The organism is Streptomyces composti, assembly GCF_012034205.1.
Classification (GTDB): Bacteria; Actinomycetota; Actinomycetes; order Streptomycetales; family Streptomycetaceae; genus Streptomyces; species Streptomyces composti.
The window spans coordinates 65,661-87,726 of the sequence record NZ_JAATEM010000003.1 but is presented as its reverse complement, the minus strand read 5'-3'; the positions used below and the strand labels follow the sequence as shown (position 1 = coordinate 87,726).

At 73.9% G+C, this 22,066-nt stretch carries 21 protein-coding genes; 10 read left to right on the top strand and 11 right to left on the bottom strand.

The genetic code is table 11. The features are described from left to right. Positions 1–80 precede the first annotated feature (80 nt). Positions 81–1,097, top strand: coding sequence for a chitinase (locus HCJ93_RS03480; protein ID WP_206316772.1), 1,017 nt, complete (start codon positions 81–83; stop codon positions 1,095–1,097). Between the two features lie 12 nt (positions 1,098–1,109). Here the strand turns inward: HCJ93_RS03480 and HCJ93_RS03475 are convergent, their stop codons facing one another. The 4 genes from HCJ93_RS03475 to HCJ93_RS03460 all read right to left on the bottom strand — a co-directional run bounded on the left by HCJ93_RS03475 (position 1,110) and on the right by HCJ93_RS03460 (position 4,374). Beyond that, positions 1,110–1,772 (bottom strand): amidohydrolase family protein, encoded by a 663-nt coding sequence (locus HCJ93_RS03475; protein WP_309141296.1) that lies wholly within the window; start codon positions 1,770–1,772, stop codon positions 1,110–1,112. Between the two features lie 7 nt (positions 1,773–1,779). Then, entirely contained in the window at positions 1,780–2,979 is a 1,200-nt protein-coding gene (gene mqnC, locus HCJ93_RS03470) for a cyclic dehypoxanthinyl futalosine synthase (RefSeq protein ID WP_167990954.1), read from the bottom strand. A 187-nt stretch (positions 2,980–3,166) separates the two neighbouring features. Then, positions 3,167–3,949 (bottom strand): prepilin peptidase, encoded by a 783-nt coding sequence (locus HCJ93_RS03465; RefSeq protein WP_167990953.1) that lies wholly within the window; start codon positions 3,947–3,949, stop codon positions 3,167–3,169. Positions 3,950–4,140: 191 nt separating this feature from the next. Beyond that, positions 4,141–4,374, bottom strand: coding sequence for a hypothetical protein (locus tag HCJ93_RS03460; protein WP_167990951.1), 234 nt, complete (start codon positions 4,372–4,374; stop codon positions 4,141–4,143). A 469-nt stretch (positions 4,375–4,843) separates the two neighbouring features. Between HCJ93_RS03460 and HCJ93_RS03455 the strand changes: the two genes are divergently transcribed. Next, positions 4,844–7,039 carry a hypothetical protein gene (locus HCJ93_RS03455; protein WP_167990949.1) on the top strand — a complete coding sequence of 732 codons (2,196 nt, stop codon included), beginning with the start codon at positions 4,844–4,846 and terminating at the stop codon, positions 7,037–7,039. Positions 7,040–7,080: 41 nt separating this feature from the next. Continuing rightward, positions 7,081–7,671, top strand: a complete 591-nt coding sequence (locus HCJ93_RS03450) for a hypothetical protein (protein WP_167990947.1) — start codon at positions 7,081–7,083, stop codon at positions 7,669–7,671. Here the strand turns inward: HCJ93_RS03450 and HCJ93_RS29115 are convergent. From HCJ93_RS29115 to HCJ93_RS03435, 3 genes are all read right to left on the bottom strand, one after another. Further along, entirely contained in the window at positions 7,598–8,500 is a 903-nt protein-coding gene (locus tag HCJ93_RS29115; RefSeq protein ID WP_206316771.1) for a hypothetical protein, read from the bottom strand. The two genes, HCJ93_RS03450 and HCJ93_RS29115, sit on opposite strands and share 74 nt — an antisense overlap. Positions 8,501–8,505: 5 nt before the next feature. Next, positions 8,506–10,356 carry a serine/threonine-protein kinase gene (locus HCJ93_RS03440; RefSeq protein WP_167990945.1) on the bottom strand — a complete coding sequence of 617 codons (1,851 nt, stop codon included), beginning with the start codon at positions 10,354–10,356 and terminating at the stop codon, positions 8,506–8,508. 98 nt (positions 10,357–10,454) lie between these two features. Beyond that, positions 10,455–11,303: a menaquinone biosynthetic enzyme MqnA/MqnD family protein gene (locus HCJ93_RS03435; RefSeq protein ID WP_167990943.1), complete on the bottom strand. Its 849-nt coding sequence runs from the start codon at positions 11,301–11,303 to the stop codon at positions 10,455–10,457. A gap of 322 nt (positions 11,304–11,625) precedes the next feature. Between HCJ93_RS03435 and HCJ93_RS03430 the strand changes: the two genes are divergently transcribed. Continuing rightward, positions 11,626–11,829 (top strand): cold-shock protein, encoded by a 204-nt coding sequence (locus HCJ93_RS03430; RefSeq protein ID WP_004984723.1) that lies wholly within the window; start codon positions 11,626–11,628, stop codon positions 11,827–11,829. Positions 11,830–12,045: 216 nt separating this feature from the next. Here the strand turns inward: HCJ93_RS03430 and HCJ93_RS03425 are convergent, their stop codons facing one another. Beyond that, on the bottom strand, positions 12,046–12,621 hold the full coding sequence (locus HCJ93_RS03425; RefSeq protein ID WP_167990941.1) for a helix-turn-helix domain-containing protein: 576 nt from the start codon (positions 12,619–12,621) through the stop codon (positions 12,046–12,048). Positions 12,622–12,689: 68 nt separating this feature from the next. Here HCJ93_RS03425 and HCJ93_RS03420 point away from each other — a divergent pair, with 68 nt between their 5' ends. The 4 genes from HCJ93_RS03420 (at position 12,690) to HCJ93_RS03405 (ending at position 15,568) form a co-directional block, all read left to right on the top strand. After that, positions 12,690–13,373 (top strand): AzlC family ABC transporter permease, encoded by a 684-nt coding sequence (locus tag HCJ93_RS03420; protein WP_167990939.1) that lies wholly within the window; start codon positions 12,690–12,692, stop codon positions 13,371–13,373. Continuing rightward, on the top strand, positions 13,370–13,684 hold the full coding sequence (locus tag HCJ93_RS03415) for an AzlD domain-containing protein (protein ID WP_167990937.1): 315 nt from the start codon (positions 13,370–13,372) through the stop codon (positions 13,682–13,684). Before HCJ93_RS03420 ends, HCJ93_RS03415 begins: the two co-directional genes overlap by 4 nt. A gap of 40 nt (positions 13,685–13,724) precedes the next feature. Further along, entirely contained in the window at positions 13,725–14,468 is a 744-nt protein-coding gene (locus tag HCJ93_RS03410) for a class I SAM-dependent methyltransferase (RefSeq protein WP_167990936.1), read from the top strand. A 188-nt stretch (positions 14,469–14,656) separates the two neighbouring features. Further along, positions 14,657–15,568, top strand: coding sequence for a LysR family transcriptional regulator (locus HCJ93_RS03405; RefSeq protein ID WP_167990934.1), 912 nt, complete (start codon positions 14,657–14,659; stop codon positions 15,566–15,568). A 67-nt stretch (positions 15,569–15,635) separates the two neighbouring features. On the opposite strand, the gene HCJ93_RS03400 is transcribed toward HCJ93_RS03405, so the two are convergent. Both HCJ93_RS03400 and HCJ93_RS03395 read right to left on the bottom strand, forming a co-directional pair. Continuing rightward, a complete protein-coding gene (locus HCJ93_RS03400) occupies positions 15,636–17,564 on the bottom strand; it encodes an AMP-dependent synthetase/ligase (RefSeq protein WP_373563545.1) in 1,929 nt (642 codons plus the stop codon). Between the two features lie 254 nt (positions 17,565–17,818). Next, positions 17,819–19,105, bottom strand: a complete 1,287-nt coding sequence (locus tag HCJ93_RS03395) for an acetyl-CoA C-acetyltransferase (RefSeq protein WP_167990931.1) — start codon at positions 19,103–19,105, stop codon at positions 17,819–17,821. Between the two features lie 106 nt (positions 19,106–19,211). On the opposite strand from HCJ93_RS03395, the gene HCJ93_RS03390 reads away from it, so the two are divergent. Beyond that, the gene (locus HCJ93_RS03390) at positions 19,212–20,513 is read left to right on the top strand and encodes a 3-oxoacyl-ACP reductase (protein WP_167990929.1); all 1,302 of its coding nucleotides are present in this window, start codon (positions 19,212–19,214) and stop codon (positions 20,511–20,513) included. A gap of 4 nt (positions 20,514–20,517) precedes the next feature. Further along, positions 20,518–21,384, top strand: a complete 867-nt coding sequence (locus tag HCJ93_RS03385; RefSeq protein ID WP_167990927.1) for a MaoC family dehydratase — start codon at positions 20,518–20,520, stop codon at positions 21,382–21,384. On the opposite strand, the gene HCJ93_RS03380 is transcribed toward HCJ93_RS03385, so the two are convergent. Next, positions 21,354–22,037: a TetR/AcrR family transcriptional regulator gene (locus HCJ93_RS03380; protein ID WP_167990925.1), complete on the bottom strand. Its 684-nt coding sequence runs from the start codon at positions 22,035–22,037 to the stop codon at positions 21,354–21,356. The genes HCJ93_RS03385 and HCJ93_RS03380 overlap by 31 nt on opposite strands. Positions 22,038–22,066 lie beyond the last annotated feature (29 nt).

The following is a 22,066-nucleotide window of genomic DNA, read 5'->3' as shown; positions in this document are numbered from 1 at the left end:
GAACTTTGCGTCATCAGGGAAACGTGGTCAGTGAAAGTCATCGGGTCATACGAAGGATCCGAGGAACGGGAGCGAGCTCGATGCGCGGTCCGATGAAATCCGTTGCCGGGATCGGCTGTCTGCTGGTCCTGGCCGCCACCGCGGGCTGCTCGTCGCCGGACGGCGGCAGCGACGCGACGGCGCCCGCGGAGCAGGGCGCGCCACCGCCGACCGCCACCGGCTACGCCCCCTATGTCAACGCCTCGTCCGCCGATCCCAACGACACCGCGGGCTCCCCCGACGTCTACAACCTGGCGTTCGTGATCTCCTCCGGCAAGGGCTGCACCCCGTCCTGGCACGGTGTGCAGGCGATCGACGACAAGGCGGTGACCGCGCGCATACGCAAGCTCACCGCCTCCGGCGCCGAGGTCCGCGTCTCCTTCGGCGGTGCGGACGGCAAGGAGCTGGCGACCACCTGCGGCAGCGCGAAGGAGCTGGCGCAGGCCTATGGCAAGGCGCTGGACGCCGCCGGTGCGCAGCGCGCAGACTTCGACATCGAGGGCGACGAGCTGACCGACCCCGACTCGGTGGCCCTGCGCTCGGAGGCGATCGCGCTGCTGCAGAAGGAGCGGCCGGGGCTCGAGGTGACCTACACCGTCCCGGTCATGCCGTCGGGGCTGGACAAGGACACCGTGGCGCTGCTGCACTCGGCCAACGACCACGGGGTGCAGGTCGGCACGGTCAACATCATGACCATGAACTACGGCGAGTCCTTCGACGGCGACATGGGCGACTACGCCGTGACCGCGGCGAAGGCGGCGCACAAGCAGCTCCGCGGCATCTTCGAGCTGCCGGAGGCCAAGGCGTGGCGCGGGATGGCGCTGACCTCGATGATCGGGGTGAACGACGTGAAGGGCGAGACGTTCACCCTCGAGGACGCCGAGCAGGTGCGTGCCTTCGCGGAACGGCGGGGGATCGCCTGGGTGTCCATGTGGTCCACGTTCCGGGACCGGCAGTGCGACGGCTCCGCCGACGACGAGCTGACCGAGTGCAGCGGCGTCGAGCAGAAGGACGGGGCCTTCGGCAGGGCGCTGGCGGGGCGGACCGCGAAGAACTGACCGATCCCGGCGTCAGCGCCGCCGGTACAGCAGCCGGCCGGCCACGACCGTGGCCACGCAGGTGGCGGCTCCGCGCTCGGTGAGCGCGGACTCGTCGGGGACGTCGAAGACCGCGAAGGTCGCTTCGGGGCCGCCGTTCTCCGGCTGCTCGCCCTCCGGCGGCAGGGGGCCGGTGATCGCCTCCGCCAGGCCCCTGCCGCGCAGCGGGTCGAGCACCGCGGGACCGGCGGGCGGCGCCGGGCGCGGCAGCAGGCCGAGCCCGGCCCGGTGCACGGCGTCGCGCACGGCAGGAGTGGGCAGCTCGCCCGCCACCGCCACGACACCGTGCGCCAGCAGCCGCTGCACCCCGCGCCGGGCGCTGCCGCCCCGGCGGGCCTCGGTCGGCGCGAGCGCCGCCAGGGCCCTGCCGGTGAGCGGCTCGGTGCCGAGTTCGGCGGCCTCGCGCGGGTCCGGGTGGTAGGCGTGCTCGAGCAGTTCGGGCCCGTACGGGTTGACCAGCCCCGGCGTGAGCAGGCCCGGCCAGCGGCGGACGCGGGCGGCGGGGTGGGCGGCCGTCAGTGCCTCGAGGGTGCCGACCGCCGCCAGCCGCCGGTCGCGCACCAGCACGGCGCCGCCCGGCAGCGCGGGCCGCCGGTCCCCGGGGACGAGCAGACCGGCCGCGTGAATCGTCAGCACGGCGGCGTCAGTTGGAGGCCAGCAGCTTCAGCTCGGGGTGCGCGGTGCCGCCCTCGATGGCGGTGGACGAGATGTGCGAGACCACGCGGTCGTCGACCGGGTCGTTCGCCGGGTCGTCGTGCACCACCAGGTGCTCGTACGTCGTGGAGCGCTGCGCCGGGACCCGGTCCGCCTTGCGGATCAGGTCGATGATCTCCAGCCGGTTGGAGCGGTGCTTGGCGCCGGCCGAGGAGACCACGTTCTCCTCCAGCATGATCGAGCCCAGGTCGTCCGCACCGTAGTGCAGGGAGAGCTGGCCGACCTCCTTGCCGGTGGTCAGCCAGGAGCCCTGGATGTGGGCCACGTTGTCGAGGAACAGGCGGGCGATGGCGATCATCCGCAGGTACTCGAACAGGGTGGCCTGGGTGCGGCCCTTCAGGTGGTTGTTCTCGGGCTGGTAGGTGTACGGGATGAAGGCGCGGAAGCCGCCCGTGCGGTCTTGGACGTCCCGGATCATCCGCAGGTGCTCGATCCGCTCGGCGTTGGTCTCGCCGGTGCCCATCAGCATGGTGGAGGTGGACTCGACGCCCAGGTTGTGGGCGATTTCCATGATCTCCAGCCAGCGCTCGCCGGACTCCTTCAGCGGGGCGATGGCCTTGCGCGGGCGCTCCGGCAGCAGCTCGGCGCCGGCACCGGCGAAGGAGTCCAGGCCGGCGGCGTGGATGCGCCGGATCGCCTCCTCGACCGAGACGCCGGAGATCCGGGCCATGTGCTCGACCTCGCTCGCCCCCAGGCTGTGGATGACGAGCTGCGGGAACTCCTTCTTGATGGCGGCGAAGTGCTGCTCGTAGTACTCGACGCCGTAGTCCGGGTGGTGGCCGCCCTGGAACATGATCTGCGTGCCGCCCAGTTCGACCGTCTCGGCGCAGCGGCGCAGGATGTCGTCGAGGTCGCGGGTCCAGCCCTTCTCCGTGTCCTTGGGGGCGGCGTAGAAGGCGCAGAACCGGCAGGCCGTGACGCACACGTTGGTGTAGTTGATGTTCCGCTCGATGATGTACGTCGCGATGTGCTCCGTACCGGCGAACCTGCGCCTGCGCACCGCGTCGGCGGCGGCGCCCAGCGCGTGCAGCGGGGCGTGGCGGTAGAGCTCGAGCGCCTCTTCCGGGGTGATCCGTCCACCGGCGGCTGCACGGTCGAGGATGGGCTGAAGGTCGGCCTTCTCGGTCACCGGGCGTCCCTTTCGTGGTGGTGGGAGACGGGTGGGCGGACTTGCCCAGCGTACGCCAGGGGGTCGGAGGGGCCGACGTCAGGCCGGGTCGCGTCCGGGCGGCGGGCCGCACGCGCCGCGGTGGGGGGCCGTACACGCGCCGCGGGGGGCATGCGCGTCCGGCGCCGTGCGGCACCCGCACCCGCGCTCAGGCCGTGTACGCGCCGGCCAGGAGCCCCACGAAGGCACCGGTGATCAGGAACGGGCCGAACGGGATGGCCGTCTTGCGTCCGGCCCGCCGGGCGACGACCAGGGCACCGCCGTAGACCGCCCCCGACAGGAACCCGGCGAGGGTGCCCAGCATCAGGGTGGGCCAGCCGTACCAGCCGAGCACGGCGCCCGCACCGAGGGCCAGCTTCACATCGCCGAAGCCCATGCCGGCCGGGTTGATCAGGAACAGCACGAAGTAGCCGCCGCCGAGGGCGAGTGCCCCCAGCAGTGCGGTGGTCCACTCCCCCGCGTGCTCGGGGACCAGGGAGACCAGGCCGAGCAGGAGCAGCGCGGCCGCGGCGAAGGGCAGGGTGAGCGGGTCGGGCAGCCGCTGCACCCGGAAGTCGACGATGGCCAGCAGGACTCCGGCGGGCGCGAGGAGCAGCCAGACGGCCAGCTCGGGGCGGGTCCCGGTGGCCGCTGCGAGGGCGGCGCAGACCAGGGCGGTGGCGAGCAGCGCGGGCGCGGTGGAGCCGTAGGCGCCGGCCGTTGTCGTTCCCGCCGCTGTGGCCGTTCGTGTGCGCGCCGGGGCTGCCGCTGTCCTGGTGCAGTGGACACAGCGGGCCCGGCCCAGCCATCCCCGTACCGGGTGTCCCGCCGGGCAGGCCGTCAGCCACTCCTGCCCCTGCGGGGCGGAGAAGCGGTACGCCGCCCGCGGCAGCAGCGCCCCGGCCGCCGCGCCCCACAGCGCGGCGACGGTCGCCAGCAGACCGGTGCTCATGTCACCCCCACCGCCGCGGTCTCATGGGCTGCTCCGGGGCCGTCCCCCGGGACCACCGGGATCCTAGTGACTCGCGGGCCGCAGTCGAAGGGCCCGGCCCCACCCGCCTCTGCGCACCGACCGTCCTCCGGCACGGTGAAGCGGGGCGGGAGTCCAGCTTCCGCCCCGCTGCCGGCAGCCGGTGCCGCGGCTCAGTACAGCGTCGCGCTCAGGTGACCGTCGGCGGAGACGCCCTGGAGGGAGGCGGTCACGCCGGCGCCGGCGGTGAGGGCGAGGGGGCCCGCCTCGACGTGGACGCCCAGGGCACCCGGCTCGGCGTGGACGCCGACGGCGAGGCCGGTGCCGGCGCCCGCCTGACCGCCGGAGACGGACTCCAGGTCGGCGTCGGTGAGTTCGGCGGTTTCGACCTGGGGGGCGAGGTTCATGGCGCTTGTGTCCCTTCGTGCGTGCACTGGGCGAGAGCGGGATTCGGAGCCCCGATGTAAACACGCCGCTCAGGGTGCGGCCAGCCGCCCGGGAATCCGCGGGCACGACGGGCACCCGCGCCGTTCACGGCTGTGGGACCGCGGTCACCGATCGGCCCCACATCTTCACGCGATGCCCCGCCTGAGCGGGTTGCCGGTCCCCGGGCGGCGGCTCCCGGGCCTCTCCGCCACGCCCCGGGCCGAAGCCGGGGCCGCTGTCGCCCGAACCGGAGACCGCCCCGCGTGAACACTGTGCAGATCCGCGGAATGTTCCACGAGGATCGGCGCAAACCGGCCAGGTCCGCCCCGTCCCGGCCGGCTGCCGGTACTCCCCGTCGGACGGTCCGGGCACCGCATGCCATGATCTCCGCTCGGACCGTGCCCGGGCACCACGGCAGGTCCGGCCGCGAGCCCCGAGGAGCCCTCCCTTATGAAGTGCACCACCGTGACGTGCACCGCACCGGCCGCCACCGCACCACCGGCCGGCACCGGCAGCACGGACGGCCGGCTCTCCCTCCGCCCGCTCCTCGTGCTGTGCTTCCTCGTCACCGCCGTACCCCTGCTGATCCTGGCCGCCACCGCACCGTCATCGGCCGCGGACGAGCCGCGCCCCGGGAACGAGACGCCGCAGGCCGCCGTCGGCGCCCAGGCCGCCCGCCTGGCCGAGTACCTCCGCACCAGCCCCGTCCACGTCACCGATCAGCTCCCCCGCCGGGTCCCCCGCTCCCTCGCCGACGACTTCGCCCGCCTCGCCGGCCGCACCGGCGTCCCCACCTACGTCCTCGTCCTCCCCGGCGAGATCACCCGCGGGCAGGACCTGCTGGACCAGGTGCACCGGCGGCTCGGCCGCGACGGGCTGTACGTGCTGATCGACGAGTACGAGGTCACCGGCGCCCGGGCGTACGGGGTGCGCGCCCCCGCCGAGGCCGCCCTGCGGGTGGTCCGCAACGAACTCCCCTTCGACGCGGGTCCGTTGCGCGGCTTCGAGCGCTTCGTCGAGGTGGCGGCCATGGAGCCCGCCGAGGCCGGGCGGCTGGCCGACGCGGCGGCCGAGGCGTACGGCGAGGACGGCCCCGAGGGGCTGTACATCGGCCCCACGGACCGCCGCGACCAGTCCTTCCTCACCGGCATCGCGGTCGCCGGAGTGCCGGTCGTCATCCTGACGCTGGTCCCGTACATACGCCGCAGGCGGCGGGGGCCGCCGCCTGCGGGCGCCAAGCCGGTGCTGTGGTTCACCCCCGGCGTGCCGTGGTGGCGCCGCCTGCTGCTGCCCGCCGTCGCCCTGCTCACCGGCGCGGCGATCGCCGGCGCCGCGGCCCTGGTCTTCGACGAGACGCGCAGCAGCGCCGCCCCCACGCCCACCCCGCGCGACATGTCCGCCCGCGTCGAACGCGTCGTCGCGGGCCTGGCCGAGGACCCGGTCTACCAGGACCCGGAGAGTCCGCGGCTGCTCGACGCCCCGCGACTCGCCCGCCTGCACGACCGCATCGACCGCTTCGCCCGGTCCCAGGGCGGCGGCCCGGTCTTCGTCACGCTGGTGCCGCACATGCCCGAGGACGAGACCGCCGGTGACGAGGAGCGGTTCGCCGCGGCCGTCCACGCCAGGCTGGGCGAGGACGGGGTCTACATCACCGCCGACCCGGCGAGCGGCTACCTCAACGCCTTCAACCACGGCCTGCGCCTGAACAGCTACGACCTGCTCCTCAAGCTCCCCGAGCCGGTCGAGTACGGGTCCGACGCGGCGCGCGAGGCCGGGGACCACCTCCTCGGCGAACGCCTCGACGCGCTGATGACCCACCTCGACAAGGCGCCCCGCACCGACGAACCCACCGACGGCGTCACGCCCCCGCCCGCCCCCGGCCCCGCCCAGGAGCACCTCCTCCCGCCCCTCTTCGCGACCGACTTCTGGCCCGGCCTGATCATGGGGGCGGTGGCCGCGGTGGTGCTGGTCCTCGTGATCTGTGCGCTGTGGGCCCTCGCCGCCCGCACCGGCCCGCGGCTCGGCCGGCGGCCCGGCCCCGGATCACCCCGCGCCGCGCCCAGGGCCCCCTCCCTCTCCTGGCTGCGCCGCACGGCCCGGACCGAACTGCGGGCCGCACAGGCGGCCTTGCGCACGCTGCCCGCAACGGGCCGGGACCCGGCGGACCCGGAGCCGCAGTGCCGCAAGGCGCGTACCTACGTCGAGGCGGCGATGTCCCTGACGGACGGGGGCGACCCCGCCCGCCTGAACGCCCCGGCCCTGACCCCCGCCCGCCTGCTGGCCGTCACGGTCCTGGCCCGAGCGGCCCGCGCCGCCCTCCGGGGCGACTCCGGCACGTACTGCTGTGCCGTCAACCCGCTGCACGGACCGGCCGCCGGCCGCCACCGGGTCCAGCCGCATCGCGGGGGCCACGGCAAACGCGTGCTCCCGCTCTGCGAACCGTGCAGCGAGGCCGCGTACCTCGACCCGGGCGGCCTGCACAAGCGGTTCCTCACCCTGCCCGGCGAGCAGCGGCGCCGCCGCATCCGCTACGAGGAGGCCTCCAACGCCCTGCTGGCCCCCCTCGCCAAGGACTACGACTCCCTGGCGAGGAAGGTCCGCGGAGCGGCAGCCGCCCGCACCGGCCGGGCCGCCGCCACCGGCTGACCAACGACCACCGAGAAGACGTCAGGACCTGGAACATCACCATGGGAAGCTCCGCCAGACCCCGGCGCCGCAGAGCGGCGGCACCGGCACTGCAGTACGACCGCCACCGCGGCGGGCCCCGACCGGCCGAAGAGAGAAGGAGGAAGAGCGAGAGCGTCTTCGGCTGCCTCGTCTTCCTGCTCCTGGCGGGCCTCATCGTCCTGCTGGCCACCCTCGACATGCTGTACGGCGACGGCGTCTGGCAGTGGGCGGCCGGGAGCTGGCCGGGCGGCGCCTACGGCTTCGCGGTGCTCGTCGGAATCCTCGGCCCCTGCCTGGCCGTCCTCGCGGTCCGCTCGCTGAGCCGCATGCGGTGGAAGACCTGGAAGCAGCACCCGGCCCGCACCCTCGGCCACACCGCCCTCGGCACCCTCTCGGCGGCCGCCCTCTTCCCCTACGTGATCCTGGTCTTCAACGCCCAGGACTCCGGCACGTGGGGCAAGGGCGAACCGACTCCGCCGAGCTGGGTCTTCTCCCACTACCCCTGGCTCTGGGCCGTCGGCCTCCTCGCCGGCCTCGTCACTCTCGCCGTCCTCGTCTGGTGCTTCCTCCGCCGCCTTCACAGCTCGCGGGACGACAGCCGGGGCAGCTGAGGCACACCTCCTCGGCCACCGACTCCGCGAAGCGCCACACGCCCCGCTCCTCCCCGGCCGCTTCCGCCTTCAGCCCCGCCTCCCAGGCGATCCGCGCGGCCCTGCGGTGCGTCACATCGGGGTAGTCCCCGGGATCCACCTCGATGTACGCCCGGCGGCCGGCGGGCGGCGCCCGCAGAACGCGGCGCAGCCGCTGCTCCTGCTCCTCCGTCCGCCGGGTGCGCTCCTCGGTCACGGCACGCTGCCGCTCGGCGACCCTCCCCCGCCATCCCATCCAGCCCACGCACCCGACCGCGGCGGCGGCAAGCCCCGCCGCGCTGAGCACTTCCCCCGTCACGTCCGCGTCGCCCGGCGTCTGCGGGCGCAGAACGCCTCGGGGGTCGGCGATCACCGTCACGGTCTCGCCGGCGTCGAAGCGGTCGGTCGTCGCCAGCAGCGCGGGCCCCGGAACCCGGGTGCCGTCCTTCCGCTCCAGCTCGTAGAGGTGACCACGGCCCTTGCGCCCCTCCGCCGGCTCCCGCGACTCCCGCACCACCGTGGCCACGGTCTCCTCGCCGCGCCGCTGCAGTTCGAGCCCCTCGCGGGCCACGCCGACGACATGCACGGACATCACCGACGCACCCAGGATCCACAACGCGGCATACGTGCTGGACTCCCTGGCCCCCAGCCGCCGGAGGAGCAGAACCAGCACCACCCCGTGCACGGTCCACAACGGCAGCAGCACCACGAACCGGAGGCGGTCCGCCAGGAGAGCCGTCCCGGCGATCACCGCCAGCACCAGGCACGCGATGGCGACGACCTGCACCCCACGGGTGACATCGCGCGACACGGGCCCTACTTGATCCTCGAGAGCCGGGCCTCGGGGCGGCCCGAGCCCGCGCTGTCGGACTCGTAGACCAGGTCGTCGCCGGTGGGGGTGAGGGTGACCGTGTGCCGGGCCTGTTCGCAGACGTTGCGGTTGTTCCTCGCGCCGGCGGCGTCGGCGACGATCTGCTTCTTGGTGATCTTTTTCAGGGTGAGGATGTCGACGCAGGTGCCGCCGAAGAGGTCGGTGTGCCGGACGGTGCCCAGTTTCTCGCCCACCGCCGCCTTCCCGACGGTCACCCGGAAGGTGCCCAGCGGGATGGAGATGGTGTCGCGGGCGGTGCCCTGGCCCTCCCAGATGCCGAGGTAGGCCGCGGGAACCGTGGGGGCGGGCGGCTCGGAGGACGCCGTTTCCCCGGAACTGGCGCCACCGTCCGCGGACTTGCCCGGCAGCAGATCGAACACGAAGACGGAGCCGACGGTCACCGCGGCCAGTGCGCCCGCCACCGCGAGGGCCACCGTGCAGCTCACCCGCCGGCCACGCCCGCCCTGAACGCCTGGCTCCCGGACGGAGGTTGCCGTCACGGAGAGGGAGAGCCCGCCGGGAGAGCTCCCGCCGGTCCCGGCGGAGGTGCCGGGCGGCGTGCCCGGTGCCGGGGGCCTGCCCGAGGCGGCCGGCTGGGTGGGCGGGTGCGGCTCCCGCGGCTGCGCGGGCGGTCGCGGCCCGCCGGCCGGCGTCCCCGGTGCGGGACCGAAGCCCGCGGGAGCGGAAGTGACCCCGGATCCGGGTGCGGATCCGGCTCCGGCCGCAGCAGCGCCCGTCCCTCCTGCCGCCTCCGGGCCGCCCGGCGCGACCGCGGCGCCCTCGGAGGCTGCTGACGGAGCGGCCGGAACGTCGGGACCGCCCTGCCCGGCCGCCGCGTCCCCCGGGACCGCCGGGCTGGTGAAGGCCACCGGCCCCGACGCGGGGCCGGCCGCGGGCTCGCCCGCCTCCAGGTTCAGCAGCCGCACCGCCGCGCGGCTCACCTCCTCCACCAGCGGGCCCGGCAGCCAGCCGCCGCTGACCAGGCGGGCCGCGCCCTCGGGTGCGAGGCGGCGGGCCACCTCGGCCGGGGCCGGACGGGCGGCGGGGTCCTTGTCGAGGCAGGCCTCGGCCAGTTCCCGCAGCTCGCCGTCCAGACCGCCCAGCTCCGGGGGCTCGTGGACCACCTTGTAGAGCAGCGCCGCCGAGGAGTCGCCGGGGAAGGGCGAGGCGCCCGTCGCCGCGTACGTCAGCACCGCGCCCAGGGAGAAGACGTCGGCCGCGCCGGTGACGCCCTTGCCGAGGATCTGCTCGGGGGACATGTAGCCGGGCGACCCGATGGAGACCCCGGACGAGGTCAGGGAGGCCGAGGCGTCCAGGGCGCGGGCGATGCCGAAGTCGATCAGCAGGGGGCCGTCGAGGGTGAGCAGGACGTTGGACGGCTTCACGTCCCGGTGCACCAGGCCCAGCCCGTGCACCGCCGTGAGCGCCTCGGCCAGGCCCGCGCCCATCGCCCGTACCGTCGCCACGGGCAGCCGGCCGTGCTCCTGGACCGCCGCGGCGAGGGACGGGCCGGCCGCGTAGGCGGTGGCCACCCAGGGGATCCGGGCCTCGGGGTCGGCGTCCAGGACGGGGGCGGTCCAGGCGCCGCCGACCCGGCGGGCGGCCTCGACCTCGCGGCGGAAGCGGGCCCGGAACTCGTCGTCCAGCGCGAAGTGCGGGTGCACCACCTTCACGGCCACCGTGCGGCCGCCCGCGCTGCGCCCCAGGTAGACCCGGCCCATGCCGCCCGACCCGAGCCGGCCGAGCAGCCGGTAGGGCCCCACGACCGTGGGTTCGTCCACTTCGAGCGGCCGCATGCGCGTTCCACCCCTCCCCCGTCGTGCCGGAAGCTTCCAGCAGGGTAGTGGGCCGCCTTCGGGGCCTCACCCGTCCCTGCCCGCCGCCGGCGGCCTTCTCATGTCTGCAGCAGATCCACCGTCACGTCCGGCGCGAAGCCCGTGGTGGGGCCGACGCGGCGGGCGAACTCCGCGACCGCCTCCAGCTGCGCCGGGCCGAAGCTGAAGTCGAGCGTGGTGAAGTACTGGGCCAGGGTCCGCTCGTCGAAGGCCTCCCAGCGGGCCGCCTGCTCGGCGACCTTGTCCACCTCCTCCAGGGAGAGGTTGCGGGAGGCGAGGAAGGCCTCGTGCACCTTGCGGGTGATGACCGGTTCGCGCTCCAGGTACTCCCGGCGCGCCGCCCACACCGCGAAGACGAACGGCAGGCCCGTCCACTCCTTCCACAGCGCGCCCAGGTCGTGCACGTCGAGCCCGTAGCGGGGCCCGTCGAGCATGTTGGCGCGCAGCGCCGCGTCGCCGATGAGCACGGCCGCCTCGGCCTCCCGCATCATCAGGCTCAGGTCGGGCGGGCAGGTGTAGTAGTCGGGCTGTACGCCGTACCGCTCGGCGAGCAGCAGCTGGGCGAGCCGTACGGAGGTGCGCGAGGTAGACCCGAGGGCGACCCGGGCTCCGTCCAGCCGTTCCAGCGGGACCTGCGAGACGATCACACAGCTCATCACCGGCCCGTCGCAGCCGACAGCGATGTCGGGGAAGGCGACCAGGTCGTCCGCGTGCTTGAGGAACTCGACCAGGGTGATCGGCCCGATGTCGAGGTCGCCCTGCACCAGCTGCTCGCTGAGCTTCTCCGGGGTGTCCTTCGTCAGCTCGAAGTCGAGGAGCGTGCCCGTTCTCGCAAGCCCCCAGTACAGGGGCAGGCAGTTCAGGAACTGGATGTGGCCGACGCGCGGCCGGGTGCGAGGATTGTCCACATCGTGAGGCTAGCCCTCGGCCCGCACGGCGCCGCCCCCGGCCCCGTCCGTTGTGGAGGGGCTGTGACACGGGTGGCCCGATACCTCACTCAGGGAAACGTTCAAACATTCGGGTGACGTGATCTTGCCCTCTCTTGCTTTCGGCCCCCCGCGTGCTAGGCTCATCGGCAAGTTGCAGTTTGGTTTCCCTTGCAGTACAGAGCCTGCGGAGCATGTGACCGCGGGCTCTCGTCGTTCTCAGACAGATGCAGTTGTGCGGAATTCGCGTCTTCACACTTGCTGGTTCTGGAGCAGGGCAACCCTTTGGGCCCAAGGAGGGCTTATGGCTACCGGAACCGTGAAGTGGTTCAACGCCGAAAAGGGCTTCGGATTCATCGCCCAGGAGGGCGGCGGCCCCGACGTCTTCGTCCACTACTCCGCGATCAACGCGACCGGCTTCCGGTCCCTCGAGGAGAACCAGCAGGTGTCGTTCGACGTCACGCAGGGCCCGAAGGGCCCGCAGGCGGAGAACGTCACGCCGGTCTGATCTTCGGATTCCTCTGATCGGGAACGACTAGCAGTACCCAAGGAGCCCCGCGCCGTCAGGCGACGGGGCTCCTGCCTTTTCGCCGGCGGCAGGCTCCGCCCCTTGTGCCGGCCCGCCCCGGGGGACGGACCGGCCCTCACCCGACCGGCCGTTTCCCGCGTGAATTCCGGGTGAATTCCTCCGTGCCCGGCTCCTGGACGCAGCACTCGGCCGGCCTCATACGTGCTGCATGATCAGGACGAATCTGGTGCCGGTTTCCAGCGCCTCGTACGTGTGCGGCAGGTCTCCGCGGTACGCCATGTAGTCCCCCGGCCCGAGTTCGGCGCTCTCCCCTACCGGCCCCGCCTTCACCCTCCCGGCACCCACCACCAGGTGCTCCACCGTCCCCGGAAGGTGCGGTGCGGAGTCGCGGACCGTGCCCGGCTCCAGGGTGACCGCGTAGATGTCGCGGCGGGCCCCCGGCGGGCTCGCCGACAGCAGGGTGGCCAGATAGCTCGACTGCTCGGAGTGGACGGCCGGCCCCTCACCGGCCCGGATGACCTGCACGGCGGACACCGGCGGTTCCACCAGCGCGGCGAACGGTACACCGAGGGCCACCGCCAGCGCCCAGATCGTCTCCATGCTCGGATTGCCGCTCGCCGCCTCCAGCTGGGAGAGCGTGGACTTGGCGATGCCCGCGCGTTTGGCCAGCTCGGAGAGGGAGAGCCCGGCGCGGGTGCGCTCGCGGCGCAGGGCGGCGGCGATCCAGTCCAGGGGGAGCCGGGGCGGGACGCCCGGCGTGCCTTCGGTCATGTCGTTCGCTCCAGCGGTCCGGATGTTCGCCTTGACGAACAGCCTACGCCTTGTTCATCGTGGAAAACATGCGTTCGGTACAGCGAACAAGGATAGAGGCCGACCTGGTCCGCGATGTGTCCCTGGTCTGCCTGGCGGGCGGCGTCGTGGGCGTGTCGTTCGGGGCGATCGCCGTGGCCGGCGGACTTCCCGCGTGGGTGCCGGTCGCCATGTCGCTGCTGGTGTTCGCGGGATCGGCCCAGTTCAGCGCGGTCGGCATCCTGCTCGCCGGGGGCGGTCCGGTGGCCGCCGCGGCGACCGGGCTGCTGCTCAACACCCGCACGGCGGCCTTCAGCCTCGCCGTCGCCGGTCACCTGGGCTCCGGGTGGCTCGCCCGGCTGGCCGGCGCCCATCTGGTGACCGACGAGACGGCCGCCTTCACCCTGGCCCAGCCCGATCCGGCCCGGCGGCGCGCCGCGTTCTGGATCTCCGGGCTCGGCCTGTTCGCCGTGTGGAACGCGGGCGTGGCGGCGGGCGCGCTGGCCGGCGGCGCGCTCGGCGACACGGCCCGCTTCGGGCTGGACGCCGCGTTCCCGGCCGTGCTCGCCGCCCTGGTGCTGCCCGCGCTGCGCGAGGACGCCCGGCTGCGCCGTGCCGCCCTGCCGGGAGCGGCGCTGGCGCTCGCGGCGACCCCGGTCGTCCCGGCCGGGGTGCCGGTCCTGCTGGCCCTGGCCGGGCTGGTGCTGCACGCAGGCGGGAGGCGGCCGGCATGAGCGGCGAGCTCGCGCTGATCCTGGCGCTGGCCGCCGGGACGTACGCCTTCCGCCTCGCCGGACCGCTCCTGCAGGGCCGGGTGGAGCTGCCGGCCCGGGTGCAGGAGCTGCTCACCGCCGGGGCGATGGTCCTGCTGGCGGCACTGCTGGCGACCGGCGCCCTCACCGAGTCGGGGGGCTTCGCGGGATGGGCGCGCCCGGCCGGCGTCCTGGTGGGCGGGGTCCTGGCCTGGCGCCGCGCCCCCTTCGCGGTGGTCGTCCTGGCAGCGGCCGGTGCCGCGGCGCTCCTGCGGGCGGCCGGGGTGCCCTGAGCGCCGGGCCCGCTGTCGCCCCCCGGTAGCGTCCCCCCACATGACGGACGCCCGCACCGACGCAGACCGCACCGACGCAGACCACTCCGACGCCGGCGCCTCCGGCACCAAGCGCCCCCGCGCCGACCACCCCGGCACCCCTCACCCCGATCACCTGCACACCACCCGCGCCTTCTACGACGCCATCGCCGAGGAGTACACGGAACTCTTCCGGAACTGGCTCGACGCCAAGCCCCTGGACCGGGCCCTGCTGGCCGGATACGCCGAACTGGCCGGGGCGGACGGAGAGGTGGCCGATGCCGGCTGCGGGCCGGGCCGGGGCACCGCGTATCTCGCCTCGCTCGGACTGAACGTCTTCGGACTCGACCTGTCGGAGGCGATGCTCACGGTCGCCCGGCGCGAGCACCCCCGTCTGCGGTTCGTGCACGGCGACCTGCTGCGCATGGACGTCGCGGACGGGACCCTGGCCGGTGTGGTGTCCCTGTACTCCACGATCCACCTGCCCGACGAGGAACTGCCCGCCGCCTTCGCCGAGTTCTTCCGTGTCCTCGCACCCGGCGGGCATGTGCTGGTCGCCTTCCAGGTCGGCGACGAGCCCCGGCGGCACGACCGCCCCTTCGGGCGTCCGGTCTCCCTCGACTTCCGCCGTCGCCGCCCGGACCGGATGGCCGGGCTGCTGGAAGCGGCCGGCTTCGGCATCGTCCTGCGCTCGGTGCACGCACCGGACGAGCAGCTCGAAGAGCCCACCCCCCAGGCGTATCTGATCGCCCGTAAGCCGCGGTAGGCGCCGGCGGACGGGGCGTGGGGGCAGCGGATGGGTCGGCACCCGCCCACCGTCCCGCGCCCGGTCCGGACCTCGGCGGGGCGGGGAGCGGGTTGCCGCCCTGGGCCCTGTGCAGGATCGTCCCGGAGCCGCGAGGGACAGTCAATCCTTGGGTTTCCTGCTCAACACCCAAGCTGTAGCTTGGCGTTATGACCTTGGACGACCTGCGGGTGTTCGTGGCCGTGTGCCGGGCCGGGAGCCTCAGCGCGGTGGCCCGTGATCTGTCGTGCACACAGTCGGCGGTGAGCCAGCATGTGAAGCGGCTGGAGCGGGAGACCGGCGTCAGCCTGCTGGAGCGGCAGCCGCGCGGGGTGGTGCCGACCCCGGCGGGCCGGCTGCTCGAGGCCGCCGCCTCGGAGGGCATCACCGGACTCGACCTGGCGCTGCGGCGCCTGCGGCAGATGGCCGACGGGGAGACCGGCTCGGTGCGGGTCGCCACGGGCGCCACGACCGTACGGCACTTCATGTCGGAGGCGGTGGTCGCCTTCCGGCAGCGGCACCCGGACGTCAGCCTGGAGTTCCGCACGGAGAGCTCCAGCCGGGGCTGCTTCGACGCGCTGGCCGACAGCGGTCTCGACCTGGCCTGGATCACCCTGGGTGGTCCGGTGCGCGGCATCGAGCAGCGGCCGGTGATGGATCTGCCGTGGGTCCTGGCGCTTCGGGCGGACGACCCGCTGGCCTTGCGCCCGTATGTGGAACCGGAGGAGCTGCGGGGGCTGCGCCTGATCCGGCTGCCGCCCAACTCCACCTCGGCGGCCCGCCTGGACGCCGCCTGTGCCGAGGTGGGTGTGCGGTTCTCCTTCGACACCAGCGTCGCCGACTGGGACACCGCGCTGCTGCTGGCCGAACTGGGCCTGGGCCGTGCCGTGGTGCCGGCCCTGCCGGGACATTCCATACCGGGCGACGAGGGCCCGCTGCGCCTCGTCCCGATCCGCGCCCTGCGCCCGTTGTCGGTGGGCTGGGCGGTCCGTCAGTGGGACGCGCTGAGTCCGCCGGCCCGCGCCTTCGCCGACGCGGTGGTCGACAGCTGCCGCCGCAACGCCCCGGCGCCCGCCGCCTGACCGGCCCCGGGCGCCGTCCGTCGCCGGCTCGCCGCCCCCTCGGGCGCCGCCGGACGGAGCCGCCCGTTCAGGCCTTCGCCCTCCCCTCGTACAGCGCCTCCACCTCCGCCGCGAAATCCTTCAGGATCACGTCCCTGCGCAGCTTCATCGACGGGGTCAGATGCCCGGCCTCCTCCGTGAAGTCCACCGGCAGGATCATGAAGCGCCGGATCGACTCCGGGCGGGAGAGCGTCCTGTTCGCCTCGTCCAGGGCGCGCTGGATCACGCGCTGCAACTCCTCGTCGTCGACGAGGAGTTCCGGCGGCACGGGGTGCTTGCCGTTCATCCGGCGCCAGTGGGTGATGCCGTCGGGATCGAGGGTGATCAGCGCCGCCACATAGGGGCGGCCGTCACCGACGAGCATGCACTGCGAGATCAGGGGGTGGGAGCACAGCCAGTTCTCCAGCGGGGCCGGCGCCACGCTCTTGCCGCCGGCCGTGATCAGGATCTCCTTCTTGCGGCCGGTGATGGTCAGATACCCCTCGTCGTCCAGCTCGCCGATGTCGCCGGTGGCGAACCAGCCGTCCCGGACGGCCGGGACGACTCCGCCGGCCTGGGGGTCCCAGTAGCCGCGCAGCACATGGTCGCCGGAGAGCAGGATCTCCCCGTCGGCGGCGATGCGGACCCGGGTGCCGGGCATCGGCCAGCCGACGGTGCCGAGCCGGGGTTTGAGCGGGGGCGTGACGGTGGTCGCGCCGGTGGTCTCGGTCAGGCCGTAGCCCTCGAAGATCTCGATGCCGGCGCCGGCGAAGAACGCGGCGAGCCGGCGGCCCAGCGGGGAGCCGCCGCAGATGGCGTAACGGACCCTGCCGCCCATGGCGTTGCGGATGCGGCGGTAGACGAGCGGGTCGTACATCGCCCGGGCGGCCTTCAGGGAGCGGCCGGGTCCGGGCCCGGTGCCGGTCTGTCTCGCCTCGAGCGCCTCGCCGTAGCGGATGGCGACCGCGGCGGCACGGTCGAAGGTGGAGGCCCGTCCGCCCGACTCCGCCTTGGCGCGGGCGCTGTTGTAGACCTTCTCCAGCATGTAGGGGATGGTCAGCAGGCAGGTGGGCCGGAAGCTCGCCAGGTCGGGCAGCAGGTCCTCGGGCCTGAGGCTGGGTGCGTGCCCGAGCCGTACCCGGGCGCGTATGCAGGCGACGGCGACCATCCGCCCGAAGACGTGCGACATCGGCAGGAAGAGCAGCACGGAGGCCTCTTCGCTCGTCTTCGCCTTGAAGACCGGGTAGAGCAGCTCGATGGCGTTGTCGATCTCGGCGAAGAAGTTGCCGTGGGTGAGGGCGCAGCCCTTGGGGCGTCCGGTGGTGCCGGAGGTGTAGATGAGGGTGGCGATGGTGTCCGGCACGAGCATGCCCCGGCGGACCTCCACCTCCGAGTCGGGCAGCTGCGCCCCCGACTCGGCCAGCCGCTCGACGTGGTCCTTCTCCACCACCCACACATGCCGGAGGTCGGGCAGCCGCCCCAGTTCGGGGCCGAGGGCGGCGGCCTGCTGGGCGGTCTCGGTGATGAGGGCGACCGCGCCGGAGTCGTGCAGGATCCAGCAGGCCTGGTAGACGGAGGAGGTCGGGTAGATGGGGACGGTGACGAGGCCCGCCGCCCAGGCGGCGAAGTCGATCAGGGTCCACTCGTAGATGGTGCGGGCCATCACGGCGATCCGGTCGCCCGGCATCAGCCCCTCGGCGATGAGCCCCTTGGCGACCGCCTGCACCTGCTCGGCGAACTCCGCGGCCGTCACATCGGTCCAGCGGCCGTCCCCCCGCTTGCGGCTGAGCACCACGGACTGCGGGACGGCGTGGGCGTTGTCGAAGGGCAGGTCGGCGAGCGAGCCGTGCCGTACCGGCCGGGCGAGCGGCGGGACGGCGGCTTCCCGCACGACGCCGTCCAGCCTCCGGAGCTCTGGCTCGACCAGCGCGGGGGCGCCGTAGTCGTCGCCGGTGGCGGAGGTATACGCAGTGGACACGGGCGGCTCCTCGGACATGCAGCGGTGTGCCGGCTCTCAGTCAGGTACGGGTCGCGCAGCTGGCGGCACTCACGGCGGCACCCCGGGGGGTGAGAGGGTTACCGCCGGTCAGTCTGGGGATCGTACGGCTCGGCCATGAGGAGTTTGTGCGGGTCCGGGGATGATCCGGAGCCGGGCGTGTGCAATCTCGACGGCTATGTGAGGGACATTCATCTTCTGTACGTGAACCGCCTCGGACACCCCGGCTCCGCAGGTCAGGCGCGTTCCAGGATGGCCGTCACTCCCTGGCCGCCCGCCGCGCACACCGAGATCAGCCCGCGTGCCGGGGCGTCCCGTTCGGCGAGCAGCTTCGCCAGGGTGGCGACGATCCGGGCGCCGGTCGCGGCGAAGGGGTGTCCGGTCGCCAGCGAGGACCCGGCCACGTTCAGCCGCGCCCGGTCCACCGGCGCCAGCCCCTGCTTCTCCCAGGCGGCCAGGGTGGCGAGCACCTGGGAGGCGAAGGCTTCGTGCACCTCCACGAGATCGAAGTCCTCGATGCCGAGACCGGCCCGCTCCAGCATCCGCGGCACCGCGTAGGCCGGCGCCATCAGCAGCCCGTCCTCGCCGCCCGCGATGTCGCCCGCCACGAAGTCCACCGCGGCCGTCTCGTACGCGCTGAGGTAGGCCAGCGGCTCGAGCCCCCGCTCCTCGGCCCACTCCTCGCTGGCCAGCAGCACCACCGCGGCCCCGTCCGTCAGCGGCGTCGAATTGCCCGCCGTCATCGTCGGTTCGGGCCCGTCGAGTCCGAACACCGGCTTCAGCCGCGCCAGCTTCTCCACGGTCGACCCGGGCCGCAGATTCTGGTCACGGGCCAGTCCCCGGAACGGCACCACCAGGTCCTGGAAGAACCCGCGCTCGTACGCCGCGGCAAGCCGCTGGTGGCTCGTCGCCGCCAATTCGTCCTGCGCCTGCCGGCTGATCCCCCACGCACGCGCGGTGACGGCGGCATGCTCGCCCATGGAGAGGCCGGTGCGCGGCTCGGCGTTGCGCGGGATGTCCGGCACCAGGTGCCCCGGCCGCACCTTGGCCAGCGCCTTCAGCCGCGCCCCCAGCGTCTTGGCGCGCCGCGCCTCCAGCAGCACTTTGCGCAGGGTGTCGTTGACGCCGAGGGGTGCGTCGCTGGCGGTGTCCGCGCCGCCCGCGATCGCGGACTCGGTCTGCCCGAGGGCGATCTTGTTCGCGGCGGCGATCACGGCCTGCAGCCCGGTGCCGCAGGCCTGCTGGATGTCGTAGGCGGGGGTGCGGGGATCCAGCGCCGAGCCGAGCACGGTCTCCCGGGCGAGGTTGAAGTCCCGGCTGTGCTTGAGCACGGCCCCCGCGACGAACTCCCCCACGGCGCCCCGCCCCTGCAGCCCGTACCGCTCGACGAGACCGTCCAGGGCCGCCGTGAGCATCTCCTGATTGGAGGCGGTGGCGTACGGGCCGTCGGAGCGGGCGAACGGGATGCGGCTGCCGCCGACGACCGCCACGCGGCGCACGGCCGCCGGTTGAAGGGGACTCATCTCGACCTGCTCCTCACGGTGGGCTTACCTCCGGTAACCTTACTCCAGAGTAAGCATCGACGTGAGCCCTTCACATCCGCTCTTCACACCCCGCTGGGAGTCGCACATGGCCGACCGCTACCTGAGCTTCACCGGCACCGCGCCCGGCCGCTTCCTCACCCGCCGCCTGGGCCTCCCCCAGCCCGCGGAGCTGAGGCGCCACTCGCCCGAGCAGCCGGACCTCGCGGGCGGCCTGCTGCACCTCACCGCGGGCAAGTCCGACCTCGACCTCGCCCCCGTCCTCGCCCGCACAGGTCTTGCCACCACCCGCACCGACCCCGCGGCCGTCGTCCTCGACGCCACCGGCGTCCGCACCGTCGAGGACCTCTCGGACGTCCACTCGGCCCTGCACCCCGTGCTCCGCTCCGTCACCCCCAGCGGCAGGGTCGTCGTCCTCGGCGCCCCGCTCGACCCGGCCGACCACCACCAGGCCGCCGCCCAGCAGGCCCTGGAGGGCTTCACCCGCTCCCTCGGCAAGGAGATCGGCCGCGGCAGGACCGTCAACCTGGTCCGCCTCACCGACGCCGGAGCCGCCGAGTCCACCCTCCGCTTCCTCCTCTCCCCCAAGTCCGCCTACGTCAGCGGCCAGGTCGTCGAGGTCGGCACCGCACCGGTCACCGCCCCCGCCGACTGGAACCGCCCCCTGGCGGGCCGCACCGCCCTGATCACCGGCGCCGCACGCGGCATCGGCGAGGCGGTCGCCGAGACGCTGGCCCGCGACGGCGCCAAGGTCGTCGTCCTCGACGTCCCCCAGGCCGAGGCGGACGCCCGCCGCGTCGCCGACCGCCTCGGCGGCACCGCCCTTCTCCTCGACATCACCGCCGCCGACGCCGGCGCCCGGATCGCCGAGGCCGTCCCCGACGGCCTCGACATCCTGGTCCACAACGCCGGCATCACCCGCGACCGCCGCCTGGTCAACATGCCCGCCGAACGCTGGGCCCAGGTCATGGAGGTCAACCTGGCGAGCGTGCTGCGCACCACCGACTTCCTCCTCACCTCCGGCACCCTCGAGCCGGGCGGCCGCATCGTCGCCACCGCCTCCATCGCGGGCATCGCAGGAAACGCGGGCCAGACCAACTACGGGGCCAGCAAGGCGGGGATCATCGGCCTGGTCCGCTCCCTCGCCCCCCGCGCCCTCGCCGACCACGAGGTCACCGTGAACGCGGTCGCCCCCGGCTTCATCGAGACCAAGATGACCGCCGCGATCCCCCTCCTCATCCGCGAGGCCGGCCGCCGCATGAACTCGCTGGCCCAGGGCGGCCGGCCCGTCGACGTCGCCGAGACCACCGCCTGGCTCGCCCACCCCGCCTCCGGCGCGGTCAACGGCCAGGTCGTACGGGTCTGCGGCCAGAGCCTGCTGGGAGCGTGACCCCGTGCAGCCCCGCCACGTCCTCACCGCACCCCCGTCCCTGACCCCCCTCCTCGCCCGGGGCGCCCTGCTCTCCCCCCTCAAGCGCCCCCGCCCCGACGCGCCCTGCCCGCGCACCCGGCTGGTCCTCCCCGGCCTGCGCGCCGACCTGTCCCGCCTCGCCGCCTACGAGCGGGTGTGCGGCTTCCCCACCGGCGAGGACGACCTGCCGGTCACCTATCCGCACGTGCTGGGCTTCCCCCTCGCCATGCGCCTGATGAGCGACCGGGCCTTCCCGCTCCCGCTCCTGGGCCTGGTCCACACCTCCATCGCCATCACCCGACACCGCCCCACCCCCGCCACCGGCACCTACGAACTCCACGTCCACATCGCCGGCCTGACCCCCCATCGGCGCGGCACCGAAGCCACCGTCGTCACGGAACTGCACACCCACGGCTCCCTCGCCTGGGAATCCCGCAGCACCTACCTGGCCCGCCACCGCACATCCCCGGACGAGCACCCCGCCCCGAACGCCGGCCCCAGGGTCCGCGAGACTCCGGACCCCCTGCCCGCGGTGTCGGAATGGCACCTGCCCGCCGACCTCGGCCGCCGCTACGGTGCCGCATCCGGCGACCGCAACCCCATCCACCTGCACCCGCTCACCGCGCGCCTCTTCGGCTTCCCCCGTGCCATCGCCCACGGCATGTGGACGGTGGCCCGCTGCCTGGCCGCCCACGGCGTGCCTCCCGCGGCGTCCGTACGGGCGGACTTCCGCGCCCCCGTCCTGCTCCCCGGCACGGTCAGCTACGGCACGCGGGACGGACGCTTCGAACTCCGGAGCGGCGAGGACGGACGCCGCCTTCACCTCACCGGTGAAGTGCTCCCCTGCTGATCACCCTCGTCGTCGGCCGGGGGCACCCACCGGCGCCCGTGCATCAGATCACCGAGCCCTGCCCAGGCGAAGTTCATCAGGGTGGCCGCGGCCTGGCGGGCGGTGACGCCGGGAGTGGCGTTGGCCCAGTCGGCCAGCGACTCGGCGGCGCCGACGAGCGCCTCGGCGAGGCCGGCGACCTCGGCGGCCGGCAGGTCGGGGTCGCGGTGCGCGTCACGGGCGGCGGCGAGGATCAGCTGCGTCACGAACGCGACGATCTCGGCGCGCATGGCGGCGACCTCGTCGGCGAAGCCCGCGCCGTGGGTGCGGGCCTGGAGGTGCAGGACGGACCAGCCGTCGGGGTTGCGGGCGGTGTGCTCGAAGAAGGCGGTCAGGCCGGACCAGAGCTGGCGGTCGGCGGGGAGGCCGGGGCGGGCGCCCGCCCTGACCGCCTCGACGAGAGCCTTCGCCTCACGGCGGATGCAGGCGCTGAACAGGTCTTCCTTGCTGTTCAGGTAGAGGTAGACCAACGGCTTGGAGACACCGGCCAGTTCGGCGATCTCGTCCATGGACGCGGCCATGTAGCCACGCTGGCCGAAGGTCTGCACGGCGGCGTCCAGCATCTGCTGTTCCCGCACCGCGCGCGGCATCCGCTTGGTCTTGACGGCAGGCATACCTTTCAGAGTACGGGGCGGGGTGACAA

Excerpts from the sequence above, each read along its gene's own strand:
- HCJ93_RS03480 (WP_206316772.1), top strand. The coding sequence starts at position 81 with ATGCGCGGTCCGATGAAATCCGTTGCCGGGATCGGCTGTCTGCTGGTC.
- HCJ93_RS03465 (WP_167990953.1), bottom strand. The coding sequence starts at position 3,949 with ATGAGCACCGGTCTGCTGGCGACCGTCGCCGCGCTGTGGGGCGCGGCG.
- HCJ93_RS03460 (WP_167990951.1), bottom strand. The coding sequence starts at position 4,374 with ATGAACCTCGCCCCCCAGGTCGAAACCGCCGAACTCACCGACGCCGAC.
- HCJ93_RS03455 (WP_167990949.1), top strand. The coding sequence starts at position 4,844 with ATGAAGTGCACCACCGTGACGTGCACCGCACCGGCCGCCACCGCACCA.
- HCJ93_RS03450 (WP_167990947.1), top strand. The coding sequence starts at position 7,081 with ATGGGAAGCTCCGCCAGACCCCGGCGCCGCAGAGCGGCGGCACCGGCA.
- HCJ93_RS03440 (WP_167990945.1), bottom strand. The coding sequence starts at position 10,356 with ATGCGGCCGCTCGAAGTGGACGAACCCACGGTCGTGGGGCCCTACCGG.
- HCJ93_RS03430 (WP_004984723.1), top strand. The coding sequence starts at position 11,626 with ATGGCTACCGGAACCGTGAAGTGGTTCAACGCCGAAAAGGGCTTCGGA.
- HCJ93_RS03425 (WP_167990941.1), bottom strand. The coding sequence starts at position 12,621 with ATGACCGAAGGCACGCCGGGCGTCCCGCCCCGGCTCCCCCTGGACTGG.
- HCJ93_RS03420 (WP_167990939.1), top strand. The coding sequence starts at position 12,690 with ATGCGTTCGGTACAGCGAACAAGGATAGAGGCCGACCTGGTCCGCGAT.
- HCJ93_RS03415 (WP_167990937.1), top strand. The coding sequence starts at position 13,370 with ATGAGCGGCGAGCTCGCGCTGATCCTGGCGCTGGCCGCCGGGACGTAC.
- HCJ93_RS03410 (WP_167990936.1), top strand. The coding sequence starts at position 13,725 with ATGACGGACGCCCGCACCGACGCAGACCGCACCGACGCAGACCACTCC.
- HCJ93_RS03405 (WP_167990934.1), top strand. The coding sequence starts at position 14,657 with ATGACCTTGGACGACCTGCGGGTGTTCGTGGCCGTGTGCCGGGCCGGG.
- HCJ93_RS03395 (WP_167990931.1), bottom strand. The coding sequence starts at position 19,105 with ATGAGTCCCCTTCAACCGGCGGCCGTGCGCCGCGTGGCGGTCGTCGGC.
- HCJ93_RS03390 (WP_167990929.1), top strand. The coding sequence starts at position 19,212 with ATGGCCGACCGCTACCTGAGCTTCACCGGCACCGCGCCCGGCCGCTTC.
- HCJ93_RS03380 (WP_167990925.1), bottom strand. The coding sequence starts at position 22,037 with ATGCCTGCCGTCAAGACCAAGCGGATGCCGCGCGCGGTGCGGGAACAG.